This window comes from Bacillus sp. MT94 (assembly GCF_058792475.1).
The window spans coordinates 1-12294 of the sequence record NZ_JBXAEZ010000010.1 but is presented as its reverse complement, the minus strand read 5'-3'; the positions used below and the strand labels follow the sequence as shown (position 1 = coordinate 12294).

Genomic DNA, 12294 nt, shown 5'->3' with positions numbered 1-12294 from the left:
TGAATGAAATCGTTCTCATAAAGTTCAACTAATCGGGCTTTAACAAGCAGTTGATTCCTCACCTAATTCCTTAGCTTTCACTGAATTTTGGGTTAGGAATCTTACTGCTCGTTAAAGCGGCACAAATGGAGGGGCAACATGAAAAAAATAGGTGTAGGGATTGTAGGATTTGGTTTTTCTAGTACGACATTTCATATCCCACTATTACAAACAATAGAAGAATATGATATTCGTGCTGTATTATCCTCAAAAGAAGAGGTAGTAAAAGAAACATTACCAAACGCTAATGTTGTTAGTACAATTGATGAATTGGTGAAGCGAGCTGATGTTGACTTAGTTGTTATTACATCACCTAATACAACTCATTTTCCATATGTAAAAGAAGCAATTTTAAACGGTAAGCATGTTGTTGTAGAAAAACCATTTGTTGTCTCAATTGAAGAGGGGGAAGAGCTTATTTCATTAGCAGAGCAGCATAATGTAATGTTAAGCGTATATCATAATCGTCGTTTTGATAATGATTTCTTAACAATTAAGAAATTGTTAGGAGAAAACAGAGTAGGGAATGTATACGCATATGAATCAAATTTTGATCGTTTCCGTCCACATGTACGTGATCGATGGAGAGAAAAAAATCTACCAGGTTCCGGTATATTATACGATTTAGGATCGCATTTAATTGACCAAGCGTTATCAATATTCGGGAAACCAGATGCGATAAGTGCAGATGTAATAAAACAACGACCAGGTGCAGAGGTGGATGATTATTTCCATATAGTACTTCATTACGGAGTTAAACGTGTCATTTTACGTAGCAGCAGTTATGTGAAAAAAGCTGGACCGCATTTTATAGTGCATGGAGAGAAAGGTTCTATCGTGAAGTACGGTATGGATTCGCAGGAAGAGCAATTAAAAAATGGAATGAAGCCAGGCGATAACGGTTATGGGGTAGACGATGAAGAGAATTTTGCTACGTTAGAAACAGAAGAAAGCCTAGAGCGTATTCCAACAGAAGTCGGTTGTTATGACAATTATTATAAAGGTGTACGAGATAGTATATTAAATGGTGAGAAACTACCTGTAACAGCAAAAGAAGGTTTAGATGTTATTAAATTGATTCAATTAGCGATTGAAAGTAGTGAAAAGGGTAGAGTCATTTCTATAAAATAAAAAAGACACGAAATTCGTGTCTTTTTTATTAGGAATATGTGAATATGATTAATTATTTAGTTTAGTCGTTTATCATACATTAATTGGATTTGTATGCCATAAGGATCTTCAATAATACCATATGCTTCACTAAATATATTTTTTTCTAGCGGAGAGATTATTTTCACATGCTCATCGGAAATTAAATTATTATAAAACGTTTGTATCTCTTCTAAATTAGCGCTTTGAATGCAAAGTGACATGTTATTTCCAACGTTATAAAGTTCATTAAGCTTCATTGTATCTTCCGCTATCATTAGCTTTGTATTCCCAATTTGTAAAACAGAGTGAGCAATATGATCTTTATTTTCACTTGTAATTTTAAAAGAACTATCTCTTTTCGCCAGTTCTTCATACGTAACAATCATTAACTTTTTGGCTTCTAAATTACGTATATAAAAATTAATCGCCTCCTTTGCTTGCCCATTCATTGAAAGAAAAATAGCTATTTCTAATGTCATAAATATATAACTCCTTTATTAGTTGATAATTATAATATAGATTAAAAAGGTTTCAATACATGATACCTTTTTGGGAGGGAAATATGAAAAAAACTGAACGAATAAATGACATGCTTATTTTCTTAAATAATAAAAGATATTTTAATTTAAAAGATTTAATGGCTAGATATGATATTTCTAAAAGTACCGCGTTGCGAGATATTCAATCATTGGAAGAAATAGGTGTACCCATATATTCTGAACTAGGTAGAAATGGAAGTTATAAAATTATAGAAAATAGTGTGTTATCGCCAATTTATTTTAGTGTGGATGAAATGTATGCGCTATACTTTTCAATTCTTACGCTAAATGGATACAAGACAAAACCATTTAATGTAGAAAGTATTGCACTTGAAAATAAATTTAAACATGTATTACCTGATAATGTGAGTAAAAATATTTCAATCATGGAACGAACGCTTTCCTTTGAAGTAACAAATCATAGTAATTTTAGTCCATTCTTAAAAGAAATTTTACAGGGAATTTTTGCTGAGCGAGTTTATCATTTAACATATTTAAAAAAAGGTGAGGAGCAAGCATTGGTTGCCCAATTTATTCGATTAGAATCTAAATTTGGCCAGTGGTATGCTAAAATTTTTAATTTTGAGACAAATAATGTTCAAATAATTAGATGTGATAAAATTCTTTCTATTGTGGAAACGAGCAATATTAATCCAAAAAATCTTGAAGAATTATTAAGTTATCTTACTACTTTTCACAGAAAGCCTGATGCAATTGATTTTAGCGTAATTGTTAATCAAAAAGGAAAGGATATTTTTGATAAAGAGAATTATCCTTCCATGAGGATGCAAAAGGAAAATGAAAATTACATTATAACAGGCTATTTTAACAAGCAAGAATTTGATTTTATTTCAAATTACTTTCTGAATTTCGGTGAAACGATTATCTCAATTCAGCCTGTTATGCTAAAAGAGTTAATCTATAATAAGGTGTTATCTATAAAGCAGCATTTAACCTTTTTAAGATAAAGTTAGTTTTAGTCATTTTTTGATATGAAAAAGCCCTTGCGATTTAAATATCCAAAGGGCTTTTTGGTGATTCTATTTGTTCTTTAGAAAAATTATTTTTCTGGGACGGAGAGTCCATAAAAGAACATCGTAACGATATCTTGTATATGTTTTTCGCGATCTCCTTCAAGAAGTTGTGCCCCAAAATCATCACCTAATTTAGTAAACATTTGAATGTAAAGTAACATCATTTCTTTAGTAAGGTGTGGATTAATTTCGTTTTTGCGCTGAGCTTGTTCTAATATTTCTAAATACCAGGGCAGGATTTTTTCATTTTGATAACTATAAATAAACTTACGGAGTTCTTCGTCCCTTTGCATCATTTGTAGTAACATATCAGGTTGAAATAACCCGCCAGTATTCATTTTTCTTACAATCATTTTTTGCATCATATCATGAAAAGGTAATTTTTCTTCTGCAAGCTCTTTATAATATTGAAATTCAGATATGATAAATTCTTGTATAAGCTCCCTAAATAACGCATCTTTACTTCCGAAATGATTATAAATTGTAACTTGAGAAACGTTTGCTTCTTTTGCGATATGTTCTATTTTCACTTCATTAAATCCACGTTCTGAAAATAATACGAATGCTGCTTCTTTAATGGCACGCTTTTTCTTTTCTTTTACTCTTTCAAAGCCGTTCAATGCAATCACCTCACTTAAAATATACAAGAAAAAATAATGGAAAACAATAATTTTGAAATATGGACTAATAAATATTTCAAAAAGTTGTTGCGAATATGGAAGATGAGGAGTACAATAATTTTGAAATATCACATATTCAATATTTCAAAAAAATGAGGTGGAATTATGATTTCAGTTCAAGATGTCACAAAACAGTTTTCGAATGGAAAAGGTTTGTTTCATATTACATTTGATGTAAAAGAGGGAGAAGTATTTGGTTATTTAGGACCGAATGGTGCCGGAAAATCAACGACGATTCGTAATTTAATGGGATTTATAAAACCGACAGCTGGTAAAGCGACAATTTTTGGATTAGATTGTTGGAATGAAGCAGCGAAAATTCAAAGGGAAGTTGGTTATCTACCGGGTGAAATTTCTTTTATTGAAGGAATGAACGGATTAGAGTTTTTAAAATTAATGCAGGGAATGCGTGGATTAAAGGATACGAAAAGACGAGATGAACTGATAGAGCGTCTGCAATTTGATGTGAAAACACCGATTCGCAAAATGTCTAAAGGAATGAAGCAAAAAGTAGGGATAGTCGCTGCATTTATGCACGATCCAGAGGTGTTAATTTTAGATGAACCAACATCTGGACTTGATCCACTTATGCAACAAGTGTTTATAGATTTAATATTAGAGGAAAAGCAAAGAGGAAAAACAATCCTAATGTCATCACATATTTTTACTGAAATTGAGAGAACTTGTGACAGAGTAGCTATTATTAAAGATGGTCGACTCGTAACGGTTGAAAATATTCACGATTTACAAAGTATGAGAAGACAGGTGATAGATGTAACAGTATCATCACAAGAAGAGATTGAGTCCCTTATAAAGTGTAATTTGCAATTTGAAGCGGTAAAAGGTAGAGAGGCATCTATCATTGTACAAGGAAACTATCAAACTGTTTTACAAACACTTTCAAACTATAATGTAACGGCACTTCAAACGAGAGCGATGGATTTAGAACATTTATTTATGCATTATTACGATAAGAAAGAAGGGGTAACGCATGAATAAGCAATTGTTTTTAGCTAGTTTGAAAGAAACACAAAAAAGTATTTTGAGTTATGCGTGTGGTGCGGCTTTATATTTGTGGTTATTAATTTGGATATTCCCGTCAATGGTATCAGCGAAAGGGCTAAATGAATTAATAGCTGCCATGCCTGATAGTGTGAAAAAAATCGTTGGTATGGAAAGTCCGATTCAAAACGTAATGGATTTTCTAGCGGGCGAATACTATAGTCTATTGTTTATTATCATTTTAACAATTTTTTGCGTAACAGTTGCGACACATTTAATTGCTCGTCATGTAGGTAAAGGAGCAATGGCATACTTGCTAGCAACACCTGTATCTAGAGTGCAAATTGCTATTACACAAGCTGCTGTTCTCATATTGGGACTTCTGATTATTGTATCTGTTACGTATGTAGCTGGGTTAGTAGGTGCAGAATGGTTTTTACAAGATAATAACTTAAATAAAGAATTATTTTTGAAGATAAATGTAGTCGGAGGGCTCATATTTTTAGTCGTTAGTGCGTATTCATTTTTCTTTTCTTGTATATGTAATGACGAAAGAAAAGCACTAAGTTATTCAGCGAGTTTAACTATCTTATTTTTCGTATTGGATATGGTAGGGAAGTTAAGTGATAAGTTAGAGTGGATGAGAAATATATCATTATTTACGCTATTTCGTCCGAAAGAAATTGCTGAAGGAACGTATAATATATGGCCTGTAAGTATAGGGTTAACTGCCGGAGCACTTTGTATTTTCATAGTAGCAATTGTAGTGTTTAAGAAGAGGGATTTACCGTTATAAAGTAGAAAGTCCACTAGAAAGTGGGCTTTTTTTATTTGTAAATTAAAACTAGTATGTTTATCGCATAACACTTATAAAGGATATTTATCTTTTTAATTAAGAAAATATTCAAAAAAATGAACCTTTTTCTAGGTTCATACGTCTAATACATGTAAAGTTAAATTGGAAGTGATAAAGTGAGGATGAAACAGGAGGAGCAATTGTGAAAGTAATCCCTTTATATAAAATGATTATAAAAGAAGAAACGGATGTTTCTTTGGCGAAAAAAGGTAATCATGAAGCCTTTATAGCGCTTATGCATACAGAAAAAGTGAAGATGTATCGAATAGCAAAGGCGATGTTACGTGATGAGACAAATATAGAGGATGCGATACAGACAACAATTTTAAAGGCCTATGAAAATATAAAAAAATTAAAAAAAGAAGAATTTTTTCAAACTTGGTTAATTCGAATACTAATAAATGAGTGTAACAATATTATTAGAGCGTATAAAAATGTAATTGTGACAGAAGAGAATGATTACAATATGAGTGCGTGTGATCAGTATGAAGATATAGATTTGTGTAATGCGATTCAATCGTTACATGAAGAATTAAGAGCTGTTACGGTGCTTTATTATTATGAAGATATGAATCAAGAGAGTATAGCAAAGCTGTTAGAAATACCGAAAGGAACAGTGAAATCAAGATTGTCACGCGCGAGGGAACAACTACAAAAACGATTAAAGATGGAATAGGGGGTGTAAAGGATGGATAATGAAAAATTATTTGATGAGAAATTAAAAAAGAGAATAAAAGATGAAAATGTTATAGTACCTCCAGAGTTAAATGAAAAAATTAATGGCACGCTACATAATCTTAAGGTAAAAAAGAAGAGTTACAAAATTCATATGATGATAATTAGTGCAGCGGTTTGTATACTTTCAGTGGTATCTATGTCTGAGTTTTCTATACAAAGTTTTGCGCAAAATGGTGGAGTATTTGAATATGTAAAGAAAAAAGCGTTTTCTGATTTTGAAAATGAAGAAGAAATAAAATCGAATGTACATTATCCAGATAAAGAAAAGATTCATCAAAAAATGCTAGATTCTATTGATTATTTTAAAAATATTTCAGGACAATTTGAGGAATATTCTAGCTCATCAAGAATTGCTACAACATATAAGTATGCGATTGATACGGAGAAACAAAGAGGTATCTCTTCGAAAGAAGATAAACTAGCCAAAAAACGAACAATTATATATAACGAGGGGAAGAAAAAAGAGTTTGATGATGAGAAGTATACCTATAAAGAGACAAAATGGAACCCGAAAGAAAGAAACAATGAACTATTAAAATTAAATCCTACGGAAAGGTTAGTGAGAAAATCAGATGAGAAAAAGCGATATGATGATGAATATATAGGGCTAGCTAAATATAGTATTCAATCAGAATTCGCAGATTTGTTAATTCGATATAAAGATTGGAATTATAAAGAAACGAAATATCTTGGATTAGATTGTTACAAAATTGAAGGAGTCATCAACATAGAGATGCCTGTTAGCACCTCTGAAGATTTAAGAGGGAAATTCGAAATGGTTGTGGAGAAAAATACAGGGATTATGTTGAAATTTCTTAGTTTTCAAGAAGGCTTGATTCAATATTCAGTTACGACTGAATGGATACAAATAGATAAGGGATTGAAAGAAAGTATGTTTCAAAAGGATAGCGCTAAATATGAAAGAATGAAAAACATATTGGATGAATAGAAACAGGAGGAGAGTAAATGGAGAATCATTCATCTTTAAGAGAAGAGAAAAATAAGCAAAAATATAAAAAGAAAACGATAATAAGTTTACTACTGGCGGTATTACTATTTGGTGGAATTGGCTATGGAGCCTATGTATATATGAAAACTTCTAGTCTCGTACAAAAATCTAATTTGAATTTAGCACGAGGTGAAAAATCCAATTTACGTGAGAAATCTGTAAAGCCAATTGCAAATCATGTTTCACTTTTAATTATGGGAATTGATGAAAATCAAGAACGACAAAAGGAATATAATGGTGCATTTCATACAGATGCATTATTGTTAGCGACTTTTAATAAAGACGATAAAACAGTGAAATTAACGAGCATACCGCGTGATACATATACATATGTTCCAGTTGAAAAGAAAAAAGATAAAATAACCCATGCATATGGAAGTGGCTTCGTTAAAAATGGTAGAGATGGAGGACCGCAAGCTTGTGTGGAAGCGGTAGAAAAATTGTTACAGGTGCCCGTTGATTATTTTGTGAAATTTAATTTTGGTTCCTTTACTAAAATTGTTGATGGGTTAGATGGTATTGAAGTGGATGTCCCGGTTGAATTTACGGAGCAAAATAGTAAAGATGAACCTGATGCGATTCATTTGATAAAAGGATTACAAAAATTAAATGGGGAAGAAGCACTTGCACTAGCAAGAACGCGCCATATTGATAGTGATGCAATGAGAGGACAGCGCCAACAACTTGTTATTGAAGCGATTTTAAGTAAATTAAAAAGTGTAGGATCGATTACGAAGCTAGAAAAAATAGTTGAGGCGGTTGATAGTGATTTTAAAACAAATTTAGTAATGGATGATATTTTATCTTTTTATAAATACGGTTTAAACGGTTCAGTTGAAAAAATACAATTAGCTGGTGATGATTTATACTTACCTAATGGCCCAAACGGGCAACGTGTATATTATTATAACCCTAATAAAAAAGATCTACAGAGTTTGAGTAATACTCTTAGAACACATCTAGGGTTAAGTGAAAAGCAAATTGAGGAGAATTAAAGCAGACGAAATGTCTGCTTTTTTATTTTTGTAGAAAAGAGGTTTGTTACGATATACATTATTTATTAACAATAATTTACAAGTTTGTTTATAGTGAAGGGATATAAAGACTATTAAATCAATACATAGAATTCCATGAGGTATAGTGTTTCGAAAGGTTAAGGAATTTTTATGAATATTACTGTAAAAAAATAATTTTTTAAAAATTTTCAATAATAACACTTTACAAAACTCAAAAAATTAGTAGAATAATAGTTAATAAGAATCTTCTGATAAATATATAAAGAGAAACAGAATTATCAGAAAATTCTTAAGTGAGAGCGTTAAGAATTAGGGAGGGTACAGAAAGTGAAAAAGAAAAAAATGAAAAAACTAACAGCGGTTGTAGTACCAGTTTTAGCAATGAGTATGGCATTAACAGCATGTTCTACATCAGGTGGAGATAAGAAGACAAGCACAAATTCTAGCTCTGGTGGAGATAGTAAATCAGAAGGAAAATTAGCAGCAAAACAAGTACTAAATCGTACTGAAACAAATGAGATTCCAACAATGGATACTTCTAAAAATACAGATACATTAGGTTCTCAAATTTTAGGGAACACAATGGAAGGTTTATATCGATTAGATAAAGATAACAAACCAATCCCAGCTGCTGCAGAATCAAGCACGAAGAGTGAGGATGGTAAAAAATATACATTTAAATTACGTAAAGATGCAAAATGGTCAAATGGTGATCCTGTAACAGCGAAAGATTTCGTATATGCATGGCAACGCCTATTAGATCCAAAAACAGCTGCTGAGTATGCATTTATCGCATTCCCAATTAAAAATGCAGAAGCGGTGAATAAAGGTGAAAAACCTGTAACAGAACTAGGAGTAAAGGCAGTAGATGATACTACTTTAGAAGTTGAATTAGAACAAGCAGTACCATACTTCTTAAACTTAGTAGCATTCCCATCGTACTATCCGTTAAATGAGAAGTTTGTAAAAGAAAAAGGGGATAAATACGGTTTAGAGTCTGATACAACAGTATATAATGGACCGTTTGTTCTAACTGATTGGAAGCATGAGCAAGGCTGGAAATTAAAGAAAAATGATCAATATTGGGATAAAAAGACTGTAAAACTAGATGAGATTAATTATAGTGTTGTAAAAGAACCAGCAACACGTGTGAATTTATATGATAGTGGTCAAATTGATGTTGCTTTATTAACGGGAGAGTTTGTTGATAAGTATAGAAATAATAAGGAAGAGTTTGGGACTTATTCACAAGTAAGTACTTACTTTATTCGTATGAACCAAAAACGTGGTGGACAAGATACACCATTAAAGAGTCAAAAATTACGTGAAGCAATTGCCTACTCTATTGATAAGAAAAATTTAGCAAATGTTATTTTAAATGATGGATCTAAACCAGCAGACTTCTTAGTACCGAAAGGATTAGCAACTGGACCAGACGGTAAAGACTTCCAAGAAACATTTAAAAACGGTATCAAACCAGATGCGAAAAAAGCAGCTGCTGCATGGGAAGCAGCGAAAAAAGAACTTGGAAAAGATCAAGTTACAATTGAGCTATTAAACTATGATACTGGTAATGCGAAAAAAGTTGGGGAATATGTAAAAGATCAAATCGAGAAGAATTTAAAAGGTGTAACAGTTAATATTAAACTTCAGCCGTTCAAGCAAAAACTAAAATTAGAAACAGAGCAAGATTATGATATTTCATATGGCGGTTGGAATCCAGATTATGCGGATCCAATGACATTCTTAGATATGTTTGAGTCTAAACATTCTCATAACCAAATGAGCTTCTCTGATCAGAAATATGATGAAATGATTAAAAAAGCTGGTGGAGAATTAATGGGCGATGCGAAGAAACGTTGGGAAGAGCTAGGACAAGCTGAGAAATTACTTCTTGAGAAAGATGTAGCAATTGTGCCTTTATACCAACGTGGTGATGCATATGTTCAAAAACCAAATGTAAAAGGCATCGTTCACCATAACATTAGCCCAGAGTATAGCTTCAAGTGGACATATATGACTGAAAAAGATGGAAAATAATTTTTAAACAGTGATGCTATATTTAAGTGGATGTATACAAGTTTCTTAGCTTATTTTGTAGTGAGAATCTCGTTAGCCACAATAGAAAGATAAAATGATAGAGCATTCCAAAAGTAGATTATTTACTTTTGGAATGCTCTTTTTATTATGAGATTACATGTAAATAAATCGATAGATGTAAGGAAGAATTTGTATCATGACAATTGTAAAAAATACGTTTTACTATAATAAAAAAATAATTTTTAGAATATTTTAAAAATAACTTTACAAAAGCGGAAAAATTAGTAGAATATTAATTAATAAGAATTTTCTGATAACTAGTTATTAGAAAGTCTATCAAAAATGGTTTCGTACATATAATTGGGGAGGGTACAAAAATGAAGAAAAAGATGAAAAAGTTCACGGCGGTTGTAGCGCCAGTTTTAGCAATGAGTATGGCGTTGACAGCGTGTTCTGGATCTGGTGGGGAGAAGAAATCAACTACGACGTCTAGTGGTGGTGGGGAAGAGAAAAAAGCTGAAATTAAATATGCAGCGAAACAAGTATTAAATCGTACAGAAAATCAAGAAATTCCGACGATGGATGTTTCAAAATCTACTGATACATTAGGTTCTCAAATTTTAGGGAACACAATGGAAGGTTTATATCGATTAGATAAAGATAATAAGCCAATCCCAGCTGTGGCAGAATCTAGTACGAAAAGCGAGGATGGCAAAAAATATACATTTAAACTACGTAAAGATGCAAAATGGTCAAACGGTGATCCTGTAACAGCGAAAGATTTCGTATACGGATGGCAGCGCTTACTCGATAAAAATACAGCTGCAGAATATGCGTTTATCGCTTTCTATATTAAAAATGCAGAAGCAATTAATAAAGGTGAAAAACCTCTAACAGATTTAGGAGCAAAAGCGGTAGATGATTATACACTAGAAGTAGAATTAGAAAAGCCAGTACCGTATTTCTTGAATTTAATGGCATTCCCATCGTACTATCCTTTAAATGAAAAGTTCGTAAAAGAAAAAGGAGATAAGTTCGGTTTAGAAGCAGATACAACGTTGTATAACGGACCGTTCGTTATGGCGTCATGGAAACATGAACAAGGATGGCAATTAAAGAAAAATGATCAGTATTGGGATAAAAAGACTGTGAAATTAGAAGAAATTAACTATAGTGTAGTAAAAGAAGTTGCGACGAAAGTAAACTTATATGATACAGGATCAATTGATTTTACACTATTATCAGGAGAATTTGTTGATAAATATAAATCGAACAAAGAGGAGTACGGTGAGTATTCAGAAGCAAGTACATTCTTCTTACGTTTAAATCAAAAGCGTAACGGACAAGATACACCGTTAAAGAGCAAAAAACTACGTGAAGCAATCGCATTATCAATTGATAAAAAAGGTTTAGCGAACGTTATTTTAAATAACGGTTCAAAAGCAACAGATCAATTAGTACCAAAAGGGCTTGCGACAGGGCCTGACGGTAAAGATTACCAAGATACATTTAAAAATGGTCTAAAATATGATCCGAAAAAAGGTGCAGCAGCTTGGGAAGCAGCGAAAAAAGAACTTGGAAAAGATCAAGTGACAATTGAACTACTAAGCTATGATGATGGAACTGCGAAAAAAATTGCTGACTATTTTAAAGATCAAATTGAGAAAAACTTAAAAGGTGTAACGGTTAACACGAAAATTCAGCCGTTCAAACAAAAACTGAAATTAGAGTCAGCGCAAGATTATGAAGTTTCATTTGCAGGTTGGAGCCCAGATTATTCGGATCCAATGACGTTTATTGATATGTTTGAATCGAAGAGCCCATATAACCAAATGAGTTATTCGAATCCAAAATATGATGAAATGGTAGCGAAAGCAGGTAATGAATTATTGTCTGATCCGAAGAAGCGTTGGGAAACGTTAGGAAAAGCAGAGAAATTGTTCCTTGAAGAAGATGCAGGATTAATTCCTTTATATCAAACAGGTAGAGCGTATGTAATGAAACCGAATGTTAAAGGAATTGTGAAACATAACATCAGTCCAGAATATAGCTTTAAGTGGGCTTATGTAACGGAAGGGAAATAATAAAAAAGAGCGTTTTAAAGGTAGATAATGAACTGCACCCCAATTGTTAGACACAGTCTAACAATTGGGGGTGCAGTTTTTCTATGGCTAAATTTACAGCTGATG

The 12294-nt window shown here is 32.3% G+C and carries 11 protein-coding genes; 9 read left to right on the top strand and 2 right to left on the bottom strand.

Annotation, left to right across the window (positions count from 1 at the left end; all coding sequences use genetic code 11):
- The first annotated feature begins 138 nt into the window (after positions 1 to 138).
- A complete protein-coding gene (locus AC1Q51_RS25545; protein WP_090977393.1) occupies positions 139 to 1170 on the top strand; it encodes an oxidoreductase in 1032 nt (343 codons plus the stop codon).
- 56 nt (positions 1171 to 1226) lie between these two features.
- Here AC1Q51_RS25545 and AC1Q51_RS25540 read toward each other — a convergent pair whose 3' ends face one another.
- Positions 1227 to 1670, bottom strand: a complete 444-nt coding sequence (locus tag AC1Q51_RS25540) for a VOC family protein (RefSeq protein ID WP_090977395.1) — start codon at positions 1668 to 1670, stop codon at positions 1227 to 1229.
- A gap of 59 nt (positions 1671 to 1729) precedes the next feature.
- On the opposite strand from AC1Q51_RS25540, the gene AC1Q51_RS25535 reads away from it, so the two are divergent.
- Positions 1730 to 2698 carry a helix-turn-helix transcriptional regulator gene (locus AC1Q51_RS25535; RefSeq protein ID WP_089171584.1) on the top strand — a complete coding sequence of 323 codons (969 nt, stop codon included), beginning with the start codon at positions 1730 to 1732 and terminating at the stop codon, positions 2696 to 2698.
- Between the two features lie 92 nt (positions 2699 to 2790).
- On the opposite strand, the gene AC1Q51_RS25530 is transcribed toward AC1Q51_RS25535, so the two are convergent.
- Entirely contained in the window at positions 2791 to 3393 is a 603-nt protein-coding gene (locus AC1Q51_RS25530; RefSeq protein ID WP_003291871.1) for a TetR/AcrR family transcriptional regulator, read from the bottom strand.
- Between the two features lie 156 nt (positions 3394 to 3549).
- On the opposite strand from AC1Q51_RS25530, the gene AC1Q51_RS25525 reads away from it, so the two are divergent.
- From AC1Q51_RS25525 to AC1Q51_RS25495, 7 genes are all read left to right on the top strand, one after another.
- Positions 3550 to 4443, top strand: coding sequence for an ABC transporter ATP-binding protein (locus tag AC1Q51_RS25525; RefSeq protein ID WP_023522720.1), 894 nt, complete (start codon positions 3550 to 3552; stop codon positions 4441 to 4443).
- Positions 4436 to 5242, top strand: coding sequence for a DUF2705 family protein (locus AC1Q51_RS25520; RefSeq protein ID WP_492331795.1), 807 nt, complete (start codon positions 4436 to 4438; stop codon positions 5240 to 5242). Before AC1Q51_RS25525 ends, AC1Q51_RS25520 begins: the two co-directional genes overlap by 8 nt.
- Before the next feature lie 202 nt (positions 5243 to 5444).
- Positions 5445 to 5978 (top strand): RNA polymerase sigma factor, encoded by a 534-nt coding sequence (locus tag AC1Q51_RS25515; protein ID WP_023522718.1) that lies wholly within the window; start codon positions 5445 to 5447, stop codon positions 5976 to 5978.
- Positions 5979 to 5990: 12 nt separating this feature from the next.
- Positions 5991 to 6989, top strand: a complete 999-nt coding sequence (locus tag AC1Q51_RS25510) for an anti-sigma factor (protein WP_090977398.1) — start codon at positions 5991 to 5993, stop codon at positions 6987 to 6989.
- A gap of 17 nt (positions 6990 to 7006) precedes the next feature.
- A complete protein-coding gene (locus tag AC1Q51_RS25505; RefSeq protein ID WP_090977400.1) occupies positions 7007 to 8044 on the top strand; it encodes an LCP family protein in 1038 nt (345 codons plus the stop codon).
- A gap of 348 nt (positions 8045 to 8392) precedes the next feature.
- Positions 8393 to 10105 (top strand): peptide ABC transporter substrate-binding protein, encoded by a 1713-nt coding sequence (locus AC1Q51_RS25500; RefSeq protein WP_100910073.1) that lies wholly within the window; start codon positions 8393 to 8395, stop codon positions 10103 to 10105.
- Between the two features lie 377 nt (positions 10106 to 10482).
- Positions 10483 to 12189, top strand: coding sequence for a peptide ABC transporter substrate-binding protein (locus AC1Q51_RS25495; protein ID WP_000728442.1), 1707 nt, complete (start codon positions 10483 to 10485; stop codon positions 12187 to 12189).
- The last annotated feature ends 105 nt before the right edge of the window (positions 12190 to 12294 follow it).